This window comes from Kordia algicida OT-1 (assembly GCF_000154725.1).
Taxonomy (GTDB): domain Bacteria; phylum Bacteroidota; class Bacteroidia; order Flavobacteriales; family Flavobacteriaceae; genus Kordia; species Kordia algicida.
In genome coordinates this window covers 4,544,644-4,567,359 of the sequence record NZ_DS544873.1, presented here as the reverse complement: position 1 = coordinate 4,567,359, position 22,716 = coordinate 4,544,644, and the positions used below count along the sequence as shown (strand labels likewise).

Sequence of the window (22,716 nt, the reverse complement as noted above, 5' to 3'; positions counted from 1 at the left end):
TTTTGAATTGATTCAAATTTTACTTTGAAACTTCTCAATACTCAATACTAACATCGAATACCTTTAGTTTTTTTTGAGTTTCCCGTTTTCCTTTGAAATTTGCGTTAGCGCTGGAGCAATTGTTGGAGCTCTTTTGTGAGATGCTGAATCAAGTTCAGCATGACGAACAAAAAGCGACTTGCGACATAGCGACCGCAAATGTTCACTTCGAGAACCTTAGTGAACATTTGTGGGAACGCCCAAATTATTTTAACTATTTACATTTTCAATGATTGCCGCATAGCCTTGTCCGACACCGATACACATGGTAATGAGTGCGTAACGTTTGCCCGTTTCTTGCAATTGTAACGCCGCAGAATAGGCAATGCGTGTTCCCGTAACTCCGAGCGGATGACCGATTGCGATTGCTCCACCATTTGGATTGATTCGTGCATCATCGTCTGCCAATCCCCATTCGCGAATACAGGCTAAACTTTGTGCTGCAAAGGCTTCGTTGAGTTCTATGACGTCCATATCGTCCATGGTTAATCCTGCTTTTTCGAGTGCTTTGTTGGAAGCATTTACAGGACCGATTCCCATGATTCTTGGCTCCACACCCACTACTGCCGAACTTACGATTCTTGCCATTGGTTTGAGATTGTATTTTTTGACAGCCGCTTCGGAAGCTATGATGGTTGCTGCTGCACCGTCGTTTAAACCTGAAGCGTTTCCTGCGGTGACACTTCCGCCTTCTTTTTTGAATGCTGCTCTTAGTTTTGCTAAGATTTCTGGCGTTGTGGTTGGTTTGATGAATTCATCTTGATTGAAGATGATTGGATCTTTTTTACGTTGCGGAATTTCGACAGCAACGATTTCTTTCGCTAATCGTCCAGATTCTTGTGCTTTGGTTGCTTTCATTTGACTTCTGTAGGCGAATGCATCTTGATCTTCACGTGAGATGTTGTATTTTTCTACGAGATTTTCTGCCGTTACGCCCATTCCGTCCGTTCCGTAAGCTTCGTGCATTTTCGGATTGATGAATCGCCATCCGAAACTGGTATCGTACATTTTGGCATCTGTACCAAAAGCGCTTGAAGGTTTTGCAATGGCGTACGGTCCGCGTGTCATGTTTTCTACTCCGCCAGCAATGAATAGGTCGCCATCGCCTGCTTTGATGGCACGATTGGCGTGAATAATCGCTGATAATCCAGAACTACAGAGTCTGTTTACGGTTTCTCCAGGAACTGTGTATGGCAATCCTGCCAATAATCCAGACATGCGCGCAACGTTACGATTGTCTTCTCCTGCTTGATTGGCACAACCGATGATGACATCGTCGTAGGCATCTTTTGGAATGTTTGGATTTCGATCTGTTACTTCTTTGATGACTAATGCCCCTAAATCGTCTACACGTTTGGTCGCTAGTGATCCTTTGAATTTTCCTATGGGAGTTCTGACTCCGTCTATGATGTATGATTCCATGTCTTTTATATTTAAGATTATTGATTGACGATTGTTGATTTTGAAGTTTCTATCTAAAATCTACAATCAAATATCGTAAATCGTACTTATTCTTCCCAGTCTTTTTGCATTCGATATACGACACCTTTGAATAATGCAATGAGTTCGTCTCCACGTTTAACTTCTACAATGTTAAATCCAAGTTTGTTTTTTACTTTTTCGATGACAGATTCTGCTGTAATGAAATCGCCTTCTTCTAGTGCTTCAATGTGATTGATAGATGTTTCAATAGAAACTGCGTATTTACCATGCGTATTTGCGGCAAATCCGAATGCGGTATCTGCCAACGAATAACTAATACCTCCATGCGCTTTTCCCATACTGTTGAGCATGTCTTTTTTGATTGTTAATCCAACTTTACATCTTCCTATTTCACATTCAAGTATTTCGATGCCTAGCCATGTACTGAATGGATCTTGACTTAGCATTTTGGTTGGTATTTTTTCTCCGCTTATAGGCATTGGTTTTTGGGGATTAGGGATTAGTGTTTCTTTCTTTGATCCTTTTTCGTAAAGACGACATCATTTTGGTTAATTCAGAAAGTAATCTTCTGTTTTCTTCGTCTTCTTCAAAATTTATGTAGTTTCTCTTTCTTGCTTTTGTACTACAACTTACGCATTCATTAGCGCTGTAAATAGCGTGATTTAAATGTTTTACAAATTGCGCATCAGAACCAAGATAACCTTTAGCTATATTTAATGCAATAGAATCGGCAGCTCTTCTGAATTGAGATGATAGAGCATATAATTCGTGATTTGGAAATTTTCTAACAATAGTATTTATCAATTCACCAAAATCCATCGCTTTTTGATAAACCTGTAGGTTTTCAAACTTAAAATTGTATTTACTTACTTGACTCATACCTAATCCCTAATACCAAATCCCTAGTTAAAAAACTTTGTTTTTTGACGATTCATTTTTCGTAATAACGGTGAACAACGATATCGATCTTCGTGGTATTCATCGTATAAATCGTCTAAGGTTTTTACGCACCAATCAATTCCTTTTTCATCTGCCCAAGCCAATAATCCTTTTGGATAGTTGACACCTTTAGTCATGGCATTGTCGATATCTTCTGCGGAAGCGATGTTTAGGAATAACGCATCAGCTGCTTCGTTGATGAGCATGACTAAGACGCGGTTGAAGATTTGTTGTGATAATTCGCTGTTATGAGAATCTGTATTTTGACTTCGCTCAATGTCAGCGCTCAACGTGACACGTTTTCCATTTTCATCATAATCATAGTAGCCTTTTCCTGTTTTTCTACCTAAGTAGCCTGCTTCTGATAAACGCTTTTGTGTAAATGATGGTTTGTATCTTGAATCGAAATAGAACGCTGTAAATACAGTTTCTGTTACGGTGTAGTTGACATCGTTTCCAATAAAATCCATTAGCTCAAATGGTCCCATACGGAATTTACCCAATGTTTTTAGCGCATTGTCTATCGTTTCAAAGTCTGCTAAACCTTCTTCATAGATTCGTAAGGATTCTCCATAGAAAGGTCGCGCCACTCGGTTTACGATAAAACCTGGTGTGTCTTTTGCGACTGCGACTACTTTTTTCCAATCAGCAATAGTTTGCGTTGCTTTTTCTAATACTTCTTTTGAAGTTTGAATTGCAGGAATTACCTCAACCAACTTCATTAATGGCGCTGGATTGAAGAAGTGAATTCCAATACAACGTTCTGGCTTTTGCAGTGATGAAGCGATAGAAGCGATAGAGAGTGATGACGTGTTTGAAGCGATAATTGCATCATCACTTACGTATGTTTCTAGTTCTGAAAATACTTTTTGCTTGATGTCTAAGTTTTCAATGATGGCTTCGATCGTTAAGTCAGAATCTCTTAAGTCTTTAAGCGTATTTACATAGGAAATATTTCCTTGAATGCGTTCTTTTTCAGCTTCGTCAATACGTCCTTTTTGAATGAGACGATTTAGTATTTTTTCTAAAGCAGCTTTACTTTTGTCTAAAGCAGCTTGTTTGGTGTCGTATAGTTTTACCATGCATCCTGCAGTTGCTGCAACTTGCGCAATTCCGCTTCCCATGGTTCCTGAACCTATTATTCCTACGTTTTTAATCATAAATTATAAATGTTAAATTATAAATGTTAAATGCTGACGTATTAAACTTTTATAATTCCGAATTCATGTTTTTTTATTAATCTTAATCTAATTCCAAATTTTTTGAATATTGAATGTCGAATATGAAATATTGAATGATGAAGTTGAGCTTCTAATTCACTTTATTGATTCGATATTTATACTTTATTATTTTTACTTTTTGATGTTCTAATACTAGAAACAAAGATTGCTATGAGTTCATTATTTTCTTTTATCAATCGCTCTAATGCTAGTGTGTCAGAAATATTTTGTATTACTTTTTGAATTTTTAAATTTACTGATGTTTCTCTTAATTCTTTCAGACATATTTTCATCTTATGTTGAAAGTCTCTTGTAGATTCAGCACTTTGTGCTTCTCCATAGTTTAAAGCCGAAGATGTTGAAGGTCGAATAATTTGTTTTATTAAATGTTCTGATGCAAAGTTTTTATTTGTTTTTTGACATAGCTTTATAATATCAATAGAAAATTGAATTAAACGATGTTCTATATCATACTTTATATTTTTCACTTTTACATTCAGTATTAATTATTCAATATTTGACATTCAAAAATTATTTCCCTTTAAAATTTGGTGTTCGTTTTTCAACAAATGAAGCTACACCTTCACGATAATCTTCTGATTCACTTGCTTCTATTTGGTGTTTTGATTCTAGAGCTAATTGTGATTCTAAATCGTTTGTGAGTGATTGGTTTAATACTTTTTTGGTTAATCCCAATGCTTTTGTTGGCATTTTTGCTAATTTTTCAGCTAAAGCTGTCACTTCTTCTTTGAAGGTTTCTAATGGTAATACTTTGTAAAGCATTCCTAAACGCTCTGCTTCTACAGCACTTATTCTATCACCCAACATCATCAAAGCAGATGCTTTTTGGAAGCCGATGAGTCGTGGTAAGAAGAACGTTCCTGCGCTGTCTGGAATTAATCCGATTTTACTAAATGCTTGAATGAAACTTACTTTTTCGTGCGCTACTACAATGTCACAGGCTAGAGCGATGTTTGCTCCTGCTCCTGCGGCAACTCCATTTATTGCTCCAACAATTGGTTTTTCAATGTTTCGAATTCGCTGAATGATTGGATTGTAATGTTCTTCAAGTATTTTTTTGAATCCAGGATTGAGTTCTGGATGTGTCACTTCTTTTAAGTCTTGTCCGGCACAGAATGCTTTTCCTTCTCCAGTTAGGACGATCGCACGGATTTCGTCATTTTGTTCACATTGATCTAATGTGTCTTGTAAGCGCAAAGCCATTTCACGATTGAAACTGTTGAATACTTCAGGACGATTGAGCGTTACGTACGCTACATTGTTTTGAATGGTTATTTTGATTGATTGGTTACTCATATGTAATGTAAAATATAAAATAATAAAGTCTAAATGTAAAAGTTTAGGTCATAACAAATTATCAGGTTTACATTTATTATTTAAAATTTTGTGGTTTATTATTTATTTAAGGCATTTGAAGTAATCAAACGGTTCTAAACAGTCTTCACACTTGAATAGTGCTTTACACGCTGTAGAACCAAACTGACTGACTAATTTTGTGTTGGTTGAACCGCAATTGGTGCATTTTACAATTCGTTTATCGCCCAATAACGCATCTTTGTCTGCATCAGGAGTTAACGGTGGTGCAATTCCGTATTCGCGTAACGCTTTTCGTCCGCGCTCCGTAATCCAATCGGTTGTCCATGCAGGAACTAAGATTAATTTTACTTTGGATTCATACCCGTGTTCTTTTAATGCTTTTGCAATGTCATCACCAATAACATCCATTGCAGGACAGCCTGAATATGTTGGTGTAATGCTTACCTCAACGATTCCATTGACAATTATTGCTGAACGCACAACGCCCATATCCATGATAGAAAGTACCGGAATTTCAGGATCTGATACTTTTTCAAGAATCGGGATTAATTCTTCCTCTATGTGTTGATTTGTTGCGATCATTTACTGGTGTCGGATTTTTGGGAGATCCTGAAACGAGTTCAGGATGAAATGGTAATATTTCTGAGAAATCAGAAATATTACCATTTCATATTTGGATAAGCTCTTTGCATGTATTGCATGTCTGCTAGTAAATATCCCATATGTTCTGTGTGAATTCCAGATTTCCCTCCTTTTTGGAAGTATTTGTTTTCAGGAACTGTTAAAGTTGCTTCCGTTAGCAACGCTGAAACTTTTTCATAATACAAGTCTTTTAAAGTAGAAACGTTAACCGCAATTCCTTCTTCAGCTAATATTTTTGCTTCTTCTGTAACTTCAAATAATTCGTTGGTGTATGTCCAAAGTCCGTCAATAGCTTCTTGCATTTTTGCATGACTTTCCTCAGTTCCATCCCCTAGACGTTTGATCCAATCTCCCGTAAAACGAACGTGATATGATGCTTCTTTGATAGACTTTTTTGCAATAGCACTTAAAATCATATCTTGACTGAATTGTAATTTTTCTAGCAATAACAAGTGAAATACATCAAATAGATATTGTCTTGCAATTGTGTATGCAAAGTCACGATTTGGCTGTTCTACTAATAATACATTTTTGTATTGACGTTCGTAACGCAGGAATGCAATGCTATCTTCTGAAGCATCACCACCTTTGATGTCTGCTGCGTATTGAAAGTAACTACGTGTTTGTCCAAATAAATCCAAAGAAATATTTGTACATGCAATGTCTGTTTCCAAACTTGGTCCGTGACCACATAATTCTCCTAATCGCTGACCTGCAATTAAGCAATTGTCTGCTAGTTCGAGTATGTAGTTGTATAGGTTTGTTTTCATATTTATTTCCCGTGAAAACGGGAATCTTTTTGTTGTTAAACTTCAAAGTACACTTCGACTCCGCTCAGTGTACGAATGTTGATTCTTGCCTACGCAGGAATGACACTACGTATCACATATGCTTTATTTCATCAGGTAAGGTATAAAACGTTGGATGACGATATATTTTGTCTTGTGCTGGTTCAAATAATTCTCCGTTGTTCTCAGGATTGGATGCTGTGATGTTTTTAGATTCTACCACCCAAATGCTTACACCTTCACTTCTGCGCGTGTATACATCTCTTGCATTTTCCAATGCCATTTCTGCATCTGCTGCGTGTAGACTTCCGAAGTGTCTGTGTTCTAATCCGTTTTTACTTCTTACGAATATTTCCCAAAGAGGCCAGTTTTTTTCCATATTTATTGCCCACGAAAGTGGGTAACTTTTAGTTAGTATTCAAATTTTTAACATCTGTTTGTGTCTCGACTGCGCTCGACATGACAGATTTTATTATTGTTAAACCGCTTTCGCTGAATTTACTTTTTTATCCTGTTGCTTTTCGGCGTATGCCATTGCTGCATCACGAACCCACGTTCCGCGTTCCCATGCTCCAACTCGTGCATTCATACGTTCTTTGTTACATGGTCCGTGACCTTTGACAACTTGCCAAAATTCTTCCCAATCAATTTCTCCAAAGTCGTAATGACCTGTTTCTTCATTCCATTTTAAGTCTGGATCTGGAATGGTAAGTCCTAAGATATCTGCTTGTGGAACTGTTTGATCGATAAACTGCTGACGTAATTCGTCGTTGGTTTTACGTTTTAGTTTCCATTTCATAGACTGTTCTGTGTGTACAGATTCTGAGTCTGTTGGACCTAGCATCATGAGTGATGGCCACCACCAACGGTTTAATGCATCTTGCGCCATTTGTTTTTGTACTTCCGTTCCGTTACAAAGTGACATCATAATTTCGAATCCTTGTCGTTGGTGAAAGCTTTCTTCTTTACATACACGAATCATCGCTCTTGCATACGGTCCGTACGAAGTGTTACATAATGGTACTTGGTTGATGATTGCTGCGCCATCTACCAACCAACCAATAGCACCCATGTCTGCCCAAGTTACCGTTGGATAGTTGAAAATACTTGAGTATTTTGCTTTTCCAGAGTGTAATTGGTCATACAATTCATCGCGAGAGATTCCTAAGGTTTCACATGCGCTGTAAAGGTATAATCCGTGACCAGCTTCGTCTTGTACTTTGGCTAGTAATGCTACTTTTCTACGTAATGAAGGTGCTCTGGTAATCCAGTTTCCTTCTGGTAACATTCCAACGATTTCAGAGTGTGCGTGCTGTGATATTTGACGAATGTGTGTTTTCCTGTATTTTTCAGGCATCCAATCTTTTGGTTCTATTTTTTCGTCGTTTGCGATGCGTTGTTCAAAAATTTCTTCTAAACTTCGACTACGTTCGGTTCCAGTATTTTTTAATTGTGCTTCACTCATAGTTATGAATTTTTAATTGCATTTGTAATCTGAAGTATATCTCGACTGCGCTCGATATAACATTTTGGATTACTTTTTCTTTTTCTTTTTCTTTTTTTGTTAAGTTCCCGATTTCTTTAGATTCCCGATTTCTCGGGAAGTTCTGCGTTAGGGATTGAGCAATTTGTTTAAGCTCCTCACTTCGACTCCGCTCAGTGAGCTCATTATTTTCAGAGTTGTGAGAGCGAGTTGCGAAAGCCTGACCCTTGGGTAACGCCCAAAATATTTCTACACATCAAAGTCTACCACGACTTTTTCTGTGGTTGGAACGGCTTGACATGACAGTACTAATCCGCTCGCGAGTTCTTCTTCAACTAATGCATAGTTGATTTTCATTTCTACAGAACCTTCTATGACTCTGCATTTGCACGTGCTACAAACGCCACCTTTACAAGCAAATGGCAAATCGGCTCCTGCGGCTAATGCGCCATCGAGAATGTTATCATATTCGTCTTCCATGATGAAGTGAAATTCTTTTCCTCCATCGACAATGGTTACGTCTGTTCCGTCTACTTTTTGTTCTAATATTTCGGCAATTTGTGTACTTGATGCTTTGTTATCACCTGAGAAAAACAATTCGTAGTGAATGTTTTCTTTTGGTAATCCTGCGGCTTCGAGTTCGTCTCTGATGAGAAAAATCATTTCTTCAGGTCCACAAATAAAACAGTCTGCCGTATCGTTTATATCAATAAACGTTTTTGTGAGTGTTTGAATTTTTTCTGGAGTAAAACGTCCATTTAAAAATTCAATGTCACGTTGTTCTTTTGTCAAGAAATAGAAGATATTGAAACGCTGTAAGTATTTGTTTTTCAATTGTTCTATCTCCTCTTTAAAGATAATAGATTTTACCGTGCGATTCAAGTAAAAGAGTTTGAATGTACTTTTTGGTTCTAGCTCTAAATGTGTTTTGATGATGGAAAGCATTGGTGTGATTCCACTTCCTGCGGCAAAAGCAATATAGTTTTTCTTGCCGTTTGGATCCACTTCTACATAAAAACGACCTTGCGGCACCATAAGCTCCAATTTGTCTCCTGCTTTGAGTTCTGCATTTGCGTAGGTTGAAAATATGCCGCCTGGAATTTGCTTTACGGCGACTTTCCATTGGTTGTCTACAGGACTTGAACATAGCGAATATGATCGGCGAATATCTTCACCATTAATTATTTTTCGTAATGTAAGATATTGCCCTTGTATGTATTTGAATTCTTCCTGAAGATTTTCAGGAATGTTGAATGTGATAACTGTACAATCTGAAGTTTCTTTGTATACTTCAGCGACTTCGATTTCATGAAACTTTGCCATGTAATTTTTTAGTTGTTTTTACAAAACTAACAATTGTTAGTTTGACTTACAACTAATTTTTTGTTAAATATTATCAGTCAACTGTTTACATATAAAAAAAGAGCGCAAATTGCGCTCTTTTTGATATTTGACAGTGATTATTTCACTCAATTACATGCTAGGTCTTTACACGTTACACATGTTTGCTCTTGCACACAGGAATTGCTTCCTGGTGGTGGTGGCGGTCCACCCGCTTTTACTTCATTTAGATTTGAGACTATATTTTTTTTAAATCTCAAATCTCTGGTAGGCTTTCTCTTCATTATGGTAGATTTAAAAAATTATATTGGACAAATATAAGTAAGATTACGCTTGTTAAATTATGGTTTCTCACTATTTTTTCGGATGTTAAATTGTAATGTTTATTTTATTTTACAATTCCTTTGAGCAATACTTTGCTCAGCGTTTGAAGTAAATCTTCTTGATTTATGTCTTCTTTTTTTGGAATCCACAGATAGAGTGAACGCAATGTGGAAAGTATGGAAAATAAGATGATTTCTGGGTTTACAGCTTTTAATTCCTGTTTTTCAATACCTTCTTTTAAGATTTGGCGGAAGCTTTCTTCGTAGTTTCTTCGCAACTGCAAATAGTAGTCTATTTTTTCTTCTAGATGCATCCAATCGTTATTCATTGTTGCCATTCTGGAAGGGTTTTTCATGGTAATTTTAACATGTAAACCGATAATTTTTTCTAATTTTTGAATGCTGGTAAGTTCTGCAGCCACAATTTCTGCCATTCCTTCGGTGAAATCCTCTCCAATTTTGATGATAATTTCGGAAAGAATTTGTTGTTTGGATTGAATGTGATTGTACAAACTTGCCGCTTTAATTCCCATTGCCTGAGCAATGTCGCGCATTGTTACCGCACTATATCCTTTTTTTTTGAAAAGCATTTCTGCAGTACGTACAATTTCTTCTTTGCGAGTTTCAGGTTTTTGTGCCATGATGTTGCCCTTATGAGTTTGTGAAGATACATATTTTATGAAATACGTTGAATTTTTACATTTTATTGCGTTGCTATTTTATGTTTTAATAGCTTTGTGAAAATTTGCCAGATGAACGAGAATATTGAGACAAATCCGTTGTTGGACAGACTTCCTCCACATTTACAACAATATATAAAACCACAGAATTACGACGATTACACTGCTATTAATCAAGCTGTTTGGCGTTATGTGATGCGTAAAAGTGTTTCATATTTGAGTACGGTGGCACATAATTCTTATTTAAATGGTCTGCAAAAGACAGGAATTTCTATTGATAATATTCCGAGCATGTACGGCATGAACCGCATTCTAAAAGAGATTGGTTGGGCTGCTGTTGCCGTGGACGGATTTATTCCACCGAATGCTTTTATGGAGTTTCAAGCTTATAAAGTTTTGGTCATTGCCAGCGATATTCGTCAGTTGGAACATATTTCATATACGCCAGCTCCCGATATTATTCATGAAGCCGCAGGACATGCGCCCATTATTGCTAATCCTGATTATGCAGAGTATTTACGCCGTTTTGGAGAGATTGGTGCCAAAGCTATTTTGTCCGCACACGACAATGATATGTACGAAGCCGTACGCAAACTTTCTATTGTGAAAGAAGCGCCTGGAAGTAGCGAGGCTGAGATTGAAGCTGCCGAAATTCGTGTGAATAAGTTGCAAGCAAAGAAAGTAGAATTGTCTGAGATGGCAATGATTCGAAATTTACACTGGTGGACCGTTGAATATGGCTTGATTGGCACTGTAGAAAACCCAAAGATTTATGGCGCAGGTTTACTGTCTTCTATTGGCGAAAGCAAATGGTGTATGACAGACGAAGTGAAAAAACTCCCGTATTCTGTTGATGCTGCGTATCAAGAGTTTGATATTACCAAACCGCAACCACAATTGTACGTAACACCCGATTTTTCATATTTGATGCAAGTGTTAGAGGAATTTGCCTCTACAATGGCATTGCGAAAAGGCGGATTTAGAGGTTTGCGAAAGCTGATTGAATCTAAAAAGATTGGAACGATTGAACTCAGTACAGGTTTGCAAGTTTCTGGCGTTTTTACAGAAATGATTACAAATGAAGATAATGAAGTTGTGTTTTTTAGAACGGAAGGACCAACTGCGCTATCGAATCGGGAGAAAGAGTTGATTGGTCATGGTGTAACGATGCATCCACATGGGTTTAGTTCGCCGTTAGGCAAATTGAAAGGCATTAATTTAGCGATTGAAGATATGAGTCCGCGCGATTTGAAAGCCTATAATTTTTATGATGGCGAACGGATTGCCTTTGAATATGAAAGTGGCATTAAAGTAGAAGGATTGAATGTAACAGGAATTCGTAATATTTTTGGGAAGCTGATTTTAATTCAGTTTACTGATTGTACCGTAACCTACAAAGATCGCGTGTTGTTTAAACCAGAATATGGTACGTTTGATTTGGCTTTAGGGAAAAAGATTGTTTCAGCCTATGCTGGCGCTGCCGATTATAATTCGTTTGATACGATGCATTTTAAATCGGAAACATTGACGGTAAAAGTTGAAAAGTCTAAAGCCGATGAAGATTTGGAAGCCTTGTATGCAAAAGTTCGCGAGTTTAGAACCCAAAAAGATGCTTCAATTTCTTTAGAAACTATTTTTGAAACACTGAAAAGTCAGCATCCAAAAGATTGGCTATTGTTGGTAGAGTTGTTTGAATTGACCAGAAATCAGCCTGATTTACAGGAGCAAATTTTACAACATTTACAAACCATCCAAACTGAACGACAAGAAATTGCACATTTAATTCAGGATGGAATTGATTTGGTGAAGCATTAACTATTCAAAAAATCTTTAAATTTTTTAGTTGAGAGTAACTTCCAGATGCCAAGCAGAATTGCCAAACCTTCTGTAAATGAGCCAACGGTTAAAATCATAGATCCATACGGCCAATGTTGTATTTTGAATAAAGCACCAATAATGGTCATAAAAATTCCTAGTAGAAATAGTGCAATGATGTGTTTTACTTTCATAGATATCGTTTTTTAAGTACCTGTATTTGTGTAAATTTAAACTTAAAAGTTACACTTTTTATGCTACACGCTTAAAATTTTATTTCTGGAAATTGCGTTTGTAGTTCTTGTATTTTAGCTTGAAGATTTGCTAAAAATCTTTGATGCTGTTCCGATTTAGGATTGAATGGTTTGTGCGCCAATCCTTTTTGAATGTTTTCAACAGCAGTCATCGTTTGTTCACTTTCGTGAGAAATCCAAGCGAGCTGAAATTTTTCCCAAATGTAATGTATGGCTAATAAATTTGGGTGTATCATGTCGTCTGCGTAAAAACGATAATCGCGTAATTCGTCCATCATCAATTCATACGAAGGAAAGTAATGTATTTGATGGCGTTTGGATACGATTTGATGAATTCCTGCCAATAAATGCGCTTTGCTTTGTTGATTTTCTACAAAACCATCTTTTACATGTCGCACAGGTGAAACTGTAAACAGAGTTGTAATTTTTGGATTGATACTTTTGAGTAAAGCAACCGTATTTTCTATACTTGCCGCAACTTCATCAACCGATAAGATTTCTTTTAAAAATTGCTTCTGCGGTACTTTATGGCAGTTGGCAACAATAGTATCGGTTTCAATATGTCGGTACGTCCAAGCTGTTCCTAAGGTAATAATTACGTGTGAAGCATCTCTTAGAAACATGTACGTTTCCGCCACAGCGAAATTTAAATTTTCTAGTAACACATTTTTATCCGCGTGACTCAACTCAGAATGTGCTTCAAAACAGTGCCAACGTTCGTTTGCATAAAAAATATCAGCTTCGGTATACGTATTTTGATTGATTGCTTTGAGTAGGAGATTTTCAATCGCTTTTGGATGAAATAATATTCCAAACGGATTTTGAAAGATTTTAAATTTATAATACGCCAACTTTCCGCTCATGTGTTCCGAAAAACAAGAACCCAATAAACCTACTTTTGAGTCGTAAGTTATTGGGTTATATGCTTCCTTTGCAAAAGGAATGTTGGTCTGTAAAATCATGCAGTTATTGCTTTTTCTTTGCTTTTTCAGCTCTTATTGCTTTTGCGTACATGACAAGCAATCTGTTTTTCATTCCTTGCGTAAATCCTACCAATTCTTTGCTTTCGTAGGTAACACCTTTTCGTGCTTCCATTTTTAAAATGGCATCACTTGTTGCTCTGTCTAGTTTTCCTTTTTCAACAATGTCATACTCGTTTAAAAGTTTAAGATAGATCAATTTTTCTTGAAAATCTGAAACTACTTTTGGTGTTGGAGGCGTTAGTTTTAACCATTCTCCTTTTTTATTTGGCATGACACACCAAACGTATACGTCTTCTTTTTTGTCTTCTTTTTTTGTTTCTTTTTGAGCAAACATTGGTAAGGCAAACAACAATGCTACTGCTATTAATACTGCTTTTTTCATTTGGCTATTATAAGGATTATTACTTACTATTTAATTATTTTACATATTCTTTTACGCGTTCGATAGCTTTTGGAATTCCACCTGGATTTTTTCCTCCTGCTGTTGCAAAGAAAGGTTGTCCGCCTCCGCCGCCGTGAATTAGTTTCCCTAATTCTCTTACTACTTTTCCTGCGTCAAAACCACGTTCGGAAACCAATTCTTTTGAGATGTAGCAAGTTAACATTACTTTATTTTCTGTCGCTGTTGCGAAGAATAAAAATAAGTTTTTGATTTCGCCACCAAGTTCAAATGCTAGGTTTTTGATTCCGTTTTGGTCTAAATCTACTTGCTTCGCTAGAAACTGAACGCCATTAATGTCTTTCAATTCGTTTTTAAGCTCACCTTTTAGGTTTTTCGCTTTATCTTTTAGTAAATTTTCAATTTGCTTACGCAATTTAGCATTTTCATCTTTTAAATCCGTTACAGCTTTTACAGCATCTTTCGGATTGTTTAATACATCTTTTATTTCGTAATATGCGCGGTTGTTTTCAAAGTAGAACTCTTTGGTTGCATCATAGGTAATTGCTTCAATACGACGAATTCCTGCTGCAACAGCGCCTTCAGATTTGATTTTAAAGTGCCAAATATCTGCGGTATTCTGCACGTGCGTTCCACCACACAATTCAATCGATTTTCCAAAACGGATCGAACGCACTGTGTCACCATATTTTTCTCCAAAAAGTGCTAAAGCTCCATCTGCGAGAGCTTCTTCTACAGGGCGATTTCGTTTTTCTTCAAGCGGAAGCTTTCCTTCTATTCGCGAATTCACAAAGTTTTCTACGTCACGCAATTCTTCTACGGTTAATTTAGAAAAGTGAGAAAAGTCAAATCGTAAATATTTAGAATGTACCGCAGAACCTTTTTGTTCTACATGCGTTCCTAATATTTCGCGTAATGCTTGATGCAGTAAATGTGTTGCGGTATGATTTGCCGCTGTACGTTCACGCTGTTTTTTATCGACAACGGCACGCAACGGTTCGTTTAATTTTTTGGGTAAATTTTTAGTGATGTGAATGATGAGATTGTTTTCCTTTTTGGTGTCTAACACATAAATGACATCTCCGTTTGAAGTTTCAACATATCCTTTATCGCCAACTTGTCCACCGCCTTCTGGGTAAAATGGAGTCATGTTGAATACCAATTGATATTGAACGCCTTCTTTTTTGGTTTCAATTTTACGATAGCGCGTCAATCTTACATCAACTTCTAGCAAGTCGTAGCCTACAAATTCTTCTTCTTCATCTTCGAGTAACACCACCCAATCATCTGCTTGAATTGCAGTTGCTTTTCGTCCACCTTCTTGTTGTATTTTGAGTGCCGCATCAAATTCTTCCTCGTTGTAGGTTAATCCGCGTTCACGCAAAATCAATTCCGTTAAATCTTCTGGAAAACCGTACGTATCTTTTAATTCAAACACTTTTTTTCCTGAAACAACTTTTCCATTTACGTTTTCTATGACACGATCGAGCAATACCAAACCTTGATCTAAAGTTCGTAAAAACGACTGTTCTTCTTCTTTAATTACATTCTGAATCAATTGCTTTTGCTCTTTGAGTTCAGGAAATGCTTTCCCCATTTTATTGTCCAAAACATCTACCAAACGATAAATAAATGGTTCTTTTTTGTTTAAAAATGTAAATCCGTAACGAACCGCTCTACGTAAAATTCGACGAATTACGTAACCTCTTGTGTTATTGCTTGGCAATTGTCCGTCTGCAATAGAGAAGGAAACTGCACGTACATGATCGGCAATCACACGAATAGCGACATCTACTTTTTCATTAGTACCATATTTTACATTGGTAATGGTTTCTATTTCTCTGATAAGTGGTGTAAAAACATCTGTATCATAGTTCGATTTTACGTCTTGCAATACCATACACAAACGCTCAAATCCCATTCCTGTATCAACATGTTGTGCCGGTAATTTTTCTAGAGATTTATCTGCTTTACGATTGTATTGCATAAAAACTAAGTTCCAAATTTCCACTACTTGCGGATGATCCATATTTACCAAATCGGCACCAGGTATTTTTGCTTTTTCTTCCTCAGAACGAATATCAACGTGAATTTCCGAACATGGACCACACGGACCTTGTTCGCCCATTTCCCAGAAATTATCTGCTTTATTCCCCATCAAAATGCGTTCTTCTGGAACAATTTCTTTCCACAAGTCGTATGCTTCTTGGTCGAGTTTCAGTCCATCTTCATCACTTCCTTCAAAAACGGTTACGTATAGAATGTCTTTATCTATTCCGTACACTTCCGTAAGCAATTCCCAAGCCCAAGTAATGGCTTCTTTTTTAAAGTAATCTCCAAAACTCCAATTTCCTAACATTTCAAACATGGTATGATGATAGGTGTCGTACCCAACTTCTTCCAAGTCATTGTGCTTTCCGCTTACACGAAGACATTTTTGTGTGTCTGCAATACGATTGCTTTTTGGCGTTCCGTTTCCTAAGAAATATTCTTTAAAAGGTGCCATTCCAGAGTTGACAAACATCAAAGTAGGATCATTCTTTGTCACCATTGGCGCAGAAGGTACAATTTGATGTGTTTTAGATTTAAAAAACTCTAAAAACTTCGCTCTAATATCCTGAGATTTCATGTGTAATTTTATATTTTCACTCAATGGCGCCTGTTATTCGTTATTTTTATATTTGATAAAATAATAACATTTTGCACGCCTATTTCGTGTCGTTTATTTTTATACAATATTCGCCAGATAACCTTTTTTTGATTATTAAAATTATCTTAACCTGCTCTAAAATTTCTAAAAACTGTAAAACAATAGTTATATTTGTTCGTTTTACAAGCTGCTCGTGAAATAATTTCACGAAAAATCTGTACAAAAATAGTATAATTTAAGGAATGAGTAAGGTAAAATATTATTACGATTCAGAAACACTGTCTTATCGAAAGATTGAAAGCAAGCGTGGACGCAAAATTGGGTTCATTTTTTTGTTTTTTGCTGCCTCGGCCTTATTTGCAGTTTTGTTTGTTACAATCATCTTTAATACTGCGCTAGAAACGCCAAAAGAAAAGGTTTTGAAGCGAGAAGTAACACAATTAAAGTTTCAATATGATGTGTTGAATAAAAAAATAAAACAAGCTCAAGATGTTCTAAAAAATATTGAAGAACGAGATAATAATATTTATCGTTTGTATTTTGAGGCCAATCCGATTCCTGAAGAACAGCGAAAAGCAGGTTTTGGTGGTGTAAATCGCTATGAAGATTTGTATAAATTAGAAAATGGTGAATTGCTAGTGGCAACTACAAAAGAAATTGAAAAACTGCAAAAACGACTCATTGTTCAATCGAAATCATTAGATGAAATTGCAAAACTTGCTGAAGATCGGGAAGAATTTTTAGCTTCAATTCCTGCCATACAACCTGTCAATAATGAAGATTTGACACGAATGGCTTCTGGATATGGATGGCGAAATGATCCGTTTACAAAAGCACGAAAAATGCATTGGGGAATGGATTTTACCGCACCAAGAGGAACGCCCGTTTATGCTTCTGGTGATGGTGTTGTAGTGCGTGCCGACAATTCATCTTCAGGATTTGGAAAACACATTCGTATCGATCATGGATATGGTTATGTTTCGTTGTATGCACATTTAAGCAAATACAATGTGCGCAAAGGAAGAAAAGTAAAACGTGGTGATTTAATTGGTTTTGTGGGAAGTACAGGACGATCACAAGCACCACATTTGCATTATGAAATTCGAAAAAACGGCGAAAAAATAAATCCGATAAACTTTTACTACGGAAACTTATCTGCGGTAGAATTTGAAGAATTACTTAAAAACGCTGCAAAGCAAAATCAATCGCTTGACTAATGCATATTGATTTACCAGAAAAATTATATTACAGTATTGGCGAAGTTGCCAAAGCCTTTGGCGTAAATGCCTCTTTGATTCGTTTTTGGGAAAAAGAATTTGACGAAATTCAACCTAAAAAAAACGCAAAGGGAAATCGCAAATTTACTCCAGAAGACATCAAACATATTCAACTTATCTACCATTTGGTCAAAGAGCGTGGCTTTACGCTCGGCGGGGCAAAAGTTCACTTAAAAGAGGAAAAGAAAAAAACGCTATCCAATTTTGAGATTATTCGTAAATTACAACATATTCGAGCTGAACTTGTAAAAATCAAGGACAACTTGTAACATTTCAACCAATATCAACACTATACTAATACATAAACCCGAATAATTATGAGTAAAAAATCGTTAATTATCCTTGTCGTTCTCGCGATTATTGCAATTTTCGCTTACACTAGATACAACTCAATGGTTGTTTTAAGAGAAGATGCCAAAACCGCATGGTCTAACGTAGAAAGTGAATACCAACGAAGAAGCGATCTTATTAAAAATTTAGTCAAAACTGTAAAAGGTGCCGCCGATTTTGAGCGTACAACCCTAGAAGCTGTAATCAACGCACGAGCAAAAGCAACGCAAACGCAGATTAATGTAGATGACTTAACACCAGAAAATATAGCAAAATTTCAACAAGCACAAGATGGATTATCTGGCGCACTCTCGCGATTATTAGTTACTGTTGAGCGTTATCCTGACTTAAAAGCCAATGAAAATTTCTTGAAACTCCAAGATGAATTGGCAAGTACTGAAAACTCTGTACGCACCGCAAGAAATCGTTACAATAGCGCTGTAAACGACTATAATATCTCTACAAAAACATTTCCAAATAACATATTTGCAGGATTATTCGGATTTAAAGAAATGGCGCGTTTTAAAGCTGCTGCTGGTACAGAAAATGCTCCAGAAGTTGAGCTTGATTTTAGTAGTTAATCCATAAAAAAACACAAAGTATGTCTAAAGTAGAAGATTTCCTTTCCGCTGAGGAAGAACAAGAAATCGTAGCTGCCATTAGAACGGCAGAACGAAGTACTTCTGGTGAAATCAGAATTCACATTGAAGATCATTGTGATGTAGATACGTTTGATCGTACACTAGAAGTATTTCATCTACTGAAGATGGACAATACACGACTCCGTAATGGTGTGCTCATTTATGTCGCTGTGCGCGATAAAAAATTTGTCATTTATGGCGATAAAGGCATTAACGATGTGGTTCCCTGTGATTTTTGGGACACTACCCGCGATGTCATGCGCAATTATTTTCAAGAAGGGAATTTCACTAAAGGCTTGATTGAAGGTGTCCTAAAAGCCGGATTGGAACTGCAAGCACATTTCCCATGGGATGCACACACACACGAAGACGAACTACCAAACGAAATTTCCAGAGGCTAATGCTGCAACACTTACATACTACATATTTACGAACTTTTCTTTGTATTCTTGGACTGTTTTTCTTGAACGTTTCGTTCGCTCAGTTTAACATTCCACCAAAACCAACAAAAGCAAATCCTGATGCTGTTTACGATTATGCAAAGTTACTTTCTCGTACTGAAAAAGCTTCTTTAGAAAATAAACTGATTAAGTATTCAGATACGACTTCTACACAAATTGTGATTGCAATTATTGAATCTACAAATGGAGAAAGTATTGGCATGCTTACGCCAGAATGGGGACAAAAATGGGGCGTTGGACAAAAAGGAAAAGACAATGGTGTCATGGTGGTTTTGGCTGTGAAAGATCGTAAAATATGGATTTCGCCTGGATATGGTGCAGAAAATAAATTGACCGCAGGAATTGTGGGGCAAATTACACGAAATCGCATCATTCCATACTTTAAAAAAGGGGATTATTATGGCGGACTTGATGAAGGTATAAATAGTATTATTGAAGTTTTACAAGGTGAATTTACTGGTGAACGGCGACGTTCAAGCAAAGGAATCGCCATTGGTGTCGTTTTCTTTTTGGTAATTTTCTTTATCGTACTCGTTTCTATTTTAGCCAATAACAAACGAAATGGCGGTAATAATCACGGTGGCGGCAGACATAGTACAGGAAGTGACTTACTCGATATTATTATTTTAAGTAATATGGGAAAAGGATCTTTTGGAAGCGGAAGCAGCGGTGGCGGCGGTTTCGGCGGCGGTGGCGGATTTGGTGGCGGCTTCGGCGGCGGCGGATTCAGTGGTGGTGGTGCTGGAGGAAGTTGGTAGCTTCGACAAGCTCAACTACCTTGTAGTTACTTCAAAAATAGATTGCCAAAAGTTTTTCATTTCGACTCCGCTCAATGTGAAAACTTTCGAAAAAATGTTTCAGTTTCAGAGCACTTCTCGATACAATTTTTCTTCGTTTCACTCCAAAAAACCACTCGAAGAGACGTTTTTAGTTATTTAAGAAGATCAGCGAAGCGACCCAAAAGCGAAGCGACCCAAAAGCGAAGCGACCCAAAAGCGAAGCGACCCAAAAGCGAAGCGACCCAAAAGCGAAGCGACCCAAAAGCGAAGCGACCCAAAAGCGAAGCGACCCAAAAGCGAAGCGACCCAAAAGCGAAGCGACCCAAAAGCGAAGCGACCCAAAAGCGAAGCGACCCAAAAGCGAAGCGACCCAAAAGCGAAGCGACCCAAAAGCGAAGCGACCCAATTACCTTTTCAACGTAAAATGTCCTGTAAAAGTACGTCCGTCTTCAAGCTGTACCGAAAACCAATAATCATTGGAAGGCATTTTTGATCCGTTAATATTACCATTCCAAGCATCTTCTGAATTGATGAGGATTCTGAGAAGTTTTCCATAACGATCGTAGATAAAAACTTGTGTTCCTGACTGAAATACTTCTGAGATTCCTTTGAGTTGCCACGTGTCATTTATGCCATCATTGTTTGGAGTAAAAAATCTTGGATAACCAATTACAGCAATATCTTCACTAACAATTCCACAATTGTTCTTTATATCTTTGATAAATACGGTATGAAACCCTGCGCCAACATTTTGAAAGCTATTTGATTCTTGATAAACAGCATTCGGATTGTCTAAAGCATACACATATTCGCCTTCTCCAGAAACCACTACAGTAACTATATTATTTTCTGAAATGTCATCAATTTGAATGTTTTGAATTGTCGCAATGTTGGAAGGTTGTACCAAAATTGTTTTTGTTTTGGAACAACCGCCATTTTGCGTGACTTCAACCGTGTAGTTTCCTATTTCATTTACTTGAATTTCGGGTGTAGTTTCTCCAGTTGACCATAAAAATGTATAATCATTAAAGTTATTGATAATGCCGCTTTCAAGCATAATCAATTGTGGCGAAAAGTTCACACAATAGTATACTTCTTCTGTAGTAGCAATTGTTGGCAAATTGAGCACATTGAGTGTTACTTCTCCTATTCCGTAGCATTCGCCATTTTGTGTAACTCTCGCATAAATTGTCTGCGAATACGGTGTTGTATTGGTAAATTGATTCCCTAGCGGATTTGACACTAATAAAGCATCTTCAATAGTTTCAAAATATGTAACTGCTACATCGGCGGGCAAACCATCAGTTATTTGAGCATCTGCTAACGAAAGGTCAAATTGCGTCAAACCAGCTTCTTCAATCGCATCACAAGCATTGATAACCGCATTATTGACCGCATTTGAACTTACCTGCAATGTTACTTCCGCAGTATTTTCACAACCTGAAATTAAGTCCGTAACTTTTGCATACACTATTTGCGGATTGGACGTATTCGTGTATGCGCCCGTTGTGATTTCTTGCGTAAGCGCACTGTCTTCATAATAGCGAACTTGTCGATCTGTCAAGATTCCATTTGCGACCTCAGCATTGTAATCAAAGAGATCAAAGATTGTTGTTCCGCTAGTTGAACCACATTGTACGATTGAAATGTCTTGCGTTTCTGGCAGTCCAAATATAGTTGCCGTAATTGGTATTCGTGTGCCATTTGTACATCCTGAAAATGCTGGAAAAACCCAGAATATTGTTGTTTCTGTCACTGAAACTGTATAATTGTTTCCTGAATGAATTGGTGTTGTTGCTGTTTCAGAATCGTACCATAACACACTGTCTGTATTTGTGGTAACACTTAGCGTAAGTTCACTTGGTCCGCAAGCGGCATCTTCTGTAATTGTTGATTTTGGTGTCTCAATTCGTGTACTTGCCGATAAATTGATGGTTGGTTCGCCAGGCATTCCGCCAAATTCTACGATATATCCTTGCGGATGATATGGATTGTTTGGATCGGTAGAACCTTCGTTTGGCAGATCGTTCCAAGAACCTAACAAACCTATACTCGGATCGGTAATGTGTGCATAGTGTTCTTCGCCGAAGTTGTTGGGTTCGCCTGAATTCCAAAAGGTATACGCGCCGTTTTGCGGTGTTCCATTTACTTCTCCTATCCAAAATACGGTTCCTGCTTCTGGTCCAGTAACCCATTCCCAAGTTCCTTCTTGTGCCACGTCTGTGGCTCCAATCCAACCTGTTCCTTGACTTTGTGAACCTGCCAAGTCTGCTTCTTCTTCCGTTGTTAATGTTGCTAAATAACCTTCCAATCCGAAGTACGTTTGTGCAGCTGCTGCATCTCGTGCTTGCGTCCATGTAATTCCTGCGTTTGGCACGTAGAAATAGTAATGCCCTGTAGATGGCAAATAGTTAGCATCACCTAGATTGATGGAAAAGAATTTGTCTTCTGTGAAATTAGTTTGCGTAGTTTCGTAGACAACGGCAGAAATGGCTGCTTCGTATTCTGCAAAAGTTGCTGGACCAACTAAAGCGAGTCTTCCCAAATCTGGTGTCCAAAAAGCATTGATATTTGGATGTGTTCCTGTTAGCGTGAGTATATCTAATCCGTTTTCGTAGCCTTCTGATATTTGAATGTATACGATTGGCAAACTTGTATCTTGCGGATCAGGATCTGTGATGGAAACACTCGTTACGATATTTATTGGTACGTCTCCACAATATTTTTGATCGCCTTGCGCTGTAATTGTTGGTGGTGTTTGCGCATGTAATATTGTTGCTGTAAAAGACAACAAACACAAATAGATTAACAGAGAAAAGCAACGCATATTTTTGAGTATTCTTCTAAAATAAACATTTTTTTAAAGCCGTTTGAACCTAGATTGTTTTTT

25 protein-coding genes are annotated in these 22,716 nt (G+C 37.2%); 7 read left to right on the top strand and 18 right to left on the bottom strand.

Translation table 11 applies throughout. The features are described from left to right. Positions 1–249 precede the first annotated feature (249 nt). The 13 genes from pcaF to KAOT1_RS19505 form a co-directional block, all read right to left on the bottom strand. Positions 250–1,461 carry a 3-oxoadipyl-CoA thiolase gene (gene pcaF, locus KAOT1_RS19560; RefSeq protein ID WP_007096637.1) on the bottom strand — a complete coding sequence of 404 codons (1,212 nt, stop codon included), beginning with the start codon at positions 1,459–1,461 and terminating at the stop codon, positions 250–252. 86 nt (positions 1,462–1,547) lie between these two features. After that, positions 1,548–1,961: a PaaI family thioesterase gene (locus KAOT1_RS19555; RefSeq protein ID WP_007096636.1), complete on the bottom strand. Its 414-nt coding sequence runs from the start codon at positions 1,959–1,961 to the stop codon at positions 1,548–1,550. 13 nt (positions 1,962–1,974) lie between these two features. Continuing rightward, positions 1,975–2,361, bottom strand: a complete 387-nt coding sequence (locus KAOT1_RS19550; RefSeq protein ID WP_040559721.1) for a four helix bundle protein — start codon at positions 2,359–2,361, stop codon at positions 1,975–1,977. A gap of 23 nt (positions 2,362–2,384) precedes the next feature. Further along, entirely contained in the window at positions 2,385–3,581 is a 1,197-nt protein-coding gene (locus tag KAOT1_RS19545; protein WP_007096634.1) for a 3-hydroxyacyl-CoA dehydrogenase NAD-binding domain-containing protein, read from the bottom strand. Between the two features lie 176 nt (positions 3,582–3,757). Continuing rightward, complete coding sequence (locus tag KAOT1_RS19540) at positions 3,758–4,129, bottom strand: four helix bundle protein (RefSeq protein ID WP_007096633.1); 372 nt, start codon at positions 4,127–4,129, stop codon at positions 3,758–3,760. A gap of 43 nt (positions 4,130–4,172) precedes the next feature. After that, positions 4,173–4,958: an enoyl-CoA hydratase-related protein gene (locus tag KAOT1_RS19535; RefSeq protein WP_007096632.1), complete on the bottom strand. Its 786-nt coding sequence runs from the start codon at positions 4,956–4,958 to the stop codon at positions 4,173–4,175. A gap of 102 nt (positions 4,959–5,060) precedes the next feature. Further along, positions 5,061–5,561 (bottom strand): 1,2-phenylacetyl-CoA epoxidase subunit PaaD, encoded by a 501-nt coding sequence (gene paaD, locus KAOT1_RS19530; RefSeq protein WP_007096631.1) that lies wholly within the window; start codon positions 5,559–5,561, stop codon positions 5,061–5,063. Between the two features lie 77 nt (positions 5,562–5,638). Next, on the bottom strand, positions 5,639–6,391 hold the full coding sequence (gene paaC, locus KAOT1_RS19525; RefSeq protein WP_007096630.1) for a 1,2-phenylacetyl-CoA epoxidase subunit PaaC: 753 nt from the start codon (positions 6,389–6,391) through the stop codon (positions 5,639–5,641). 112 nt (positions 6,392–6,503) lie between these two features. Next, complete coding sequence (gene paaB, locus KAOT1_RS19520; protein WP_007096629.1) at positions 6,504–6,788, bottom strand: 1,2-phenylacetyl-CoA epoxidase subunit PaaB; 285 nt, start codon at positions 6,786–6,788, stop codon at positions 6,504–6,506. A gap of 99 nt (positions 6,789–6,887) precedes the next feature. Continuing rightward, a complete protein-coding gene (gene paaA / locus KAOT1_RS19515; RefSeq protein ID WP_007096628.1) occupies positions 6,888–7,874 on the bottom strand; it encodes a 1,2-phenylacetyl-CoA epoxidase subunit PaaA in 987 nt (328 codons plus the stop codon). Positions 7,875–8,141: 267 nt separating this feature from the next. Then, entirely contained in the window at positions 8,142–9,215 is a 1,074-nt protein-coding gene (gene paaE, locus KAOT1_RS19510; protein WP_007096627.1) for a 1,2-phenylacetyl-CoA epoxidase subunit PaaE, read from the bottom strand. Between the two features lie 146 nt (positions 9,216–9,361). Continuing rightward, on the bottom strand, positions 9,362–9,517 hold the full coding sequence (locus KAOT1_RS23115) for a hypothetical protein (protein WP_157560204.1): 156 nt from the start codon (positions 9,515–9,517) through the stop codon (positions 9,362–9,364). Positions 9,518–9,621: 104 nt separating this feature from the next. Further along, entirely contained in the window at positions 9,622–10,197 is a 576-nt protein-coding gene (locus KAOT1_RS19505; RefSeq protein ID WP_007096625.1) for a TetR/AcrR family transcriptional regulator, read from the bottom strand. Positions 10,198–10,308: 111 nt separating this feature from the next. Here KAOT1_RS19505 and KAOT1_RS19500 point away from each other — a divergent pair, with 111 nt between their 5' ends. Beyond that, on the top strand, positions 10,309–12,051 hold the full coding sequence (locus KAOT1_RS19500; RefSeq protein WP_007096624.1) for an aromatic amino acid hydroxylase: 1,743 nt from the start codon (positions 10,309–10,311) through the stop codon (positions 12,049–12,051). Here KAOT1_RS19500 and KAOT1_RS19495 read toward each other — a convergent pair. The 4 genes from KAOT1_RS19495 to alaS form a co-directional block, all read right to left on the bottom strand. After that, on the bottom strand, positions 12,048–12,245 hold the full coding sequence (locus KAOT1_RS19495; protein WP_007096623.1) for a GldL-related protein: 198 nt from the start codon (positions 12,243–12,245) through the stop codon (positions 12,048–12,050). The two genes, KAOT1_RS19500 and KAOT1_RS19495, sit on opposite strands and share 4 nt — an antisense overlap. A gap of 71 nt (positions 12,246–12,316) precedes the next feature. Next, positions 12,317–13,267 carry a GSCFA domain-containing protein gene (locus tag KAOT1_RS19490; RefSeq protein ID WP_007096622.1) on the bottom strand — a complete coding sequence of 317 codons (951 nt, stop codon included), beginning with the start codon at positions 13,265–13,267 and terminating at the stop codon, positions 12,317–12,319. Positions 13,268–13,271: 4 nt separating this feature from the next. Beyond that, positions 13,272–13,670 (bottom strand): hypothetical protein, encoded by a 399-nt coding sequence (locus KAOT1_RS19485; RefSeq protein WP_007096621.1) that lies wholly within the window; start codon positions 13,668–13,670, stop codon positions 13,272–13,274. Positions 13,671–13,704: 34 nt separating this feature from the next. Continuing rightward, positions 13,705–16,317: an alanine--tRNA ligase gene (alaS, locus tag KAOT1_RS19480; RefSeq protein ID WP_007096620.1), complete on the bottom strand. Its 2,613-nt coding sequence runs from the start codon at positions 16,315–16,317 to the stop codon at positions 13,705–13,707. Positions 16,318–16,580: 263 nt separating this feature from the next. Here alaS and KAOT1_RS19475 point away from each other — a divergent pair, with 263 nt between their 5' ends. The 6 genes from KAOT1_RS19475 to KAOT1_RS23110 are packed head-to-tail and all read left to right on the top strand — an operon-like array spanning position 16,581 to position 19,986. Further along, on the top strand, positions 16,581–17,555 hold the full coding sequence (locus KAOT1_RS19475; protein ID WP_007096619.1) for a M23 family metallopeptidase: 975 nt from the start codon (positions 16,581–16,583) through the stop codon (positions 17,553–17,555). Continuing rightward, positions 17,555–17,884: a MerR family transcriptional regulator gene (locus KAOT1_RS19470; protein ID WP_007096618.1), complete on the top strand. Its 330-nt coding sequence runs from the start codon at positions 17,555–17,557 to the stop codon at positions 17,882–17,884. The genes KAOT1_RS19475 and KAOT1_RS19470 overlap by 1 nt, the downstream gene beginning before the upstream one ends. Before the next feature lie 48 nt (positions 17,885–17,932). Continuing rightward, the gene (locus KAOT1_RS19465) at positions 17,933–18,526 is read left to right on the top strand and encodes a LemA family protein (protein WP_007096617.1); all 594 of its coding nucleotides are present in this window, start codon (positions 17,933–17,935) and stop codon (positions 18,524–18,526) included. A gap of 20 nt (positions 18,527–18,546) precedes the next feature. Beyond that, complete coding sequence (locus KAOT1_RS19460) at positions 18,547–18,987, top strand: TPM domain-containing protein (RefSeq protein WP_007096616.1); 441 nt, start codon at positions 18,547–18,549, stop codon at positions 18,985–18,987. Further along, a complete protein-coding gene (locus tag KAOT1_RS19455; protein ID WP_007096615.1) occupies positions 18,987–19,805 on the top strand; it encodes a TPM domain-containing protein in 819 nt (272 codons plus the stop codon). The genes KAOT1_RS19460 and KAOT1_RS19455 overlap by 1 nt, the downstream gene beginning before the upstream one ends. After that, positions 19,699–19,986, top strand: coding sequence for a hypothetical protein (locus tag KAOT1_RS23110; RefSeq protein ID WP_157560202.1), 288 nt, complete (start codon positions 19,699–19,701; stop codon positions 19,984–19,986). The genes KAOT1_RS19455 and KAOT1_RS23110 overlap by 107 nt, the downstream gene beginning before the upstream one ends. A gap of 246 nt (positions 19,987–20,232) precedes the next feature. Here the strand turns inward: KAOT1_RS23110 and KAOT1_RS19445 are convergent, their stop codons facing one another. Then, entirely contained in the window at positions 20,233–22,653 is a 2,421-nt protein-coding gene (locus tag KAOT1_RS19445) for a T9SS type B sorting domain-containing protein (RefSeq protein WP_007096613.1), read from the bottom strand. Positions 22,654–22,716 lie beyond the last annotated feature (63 nt).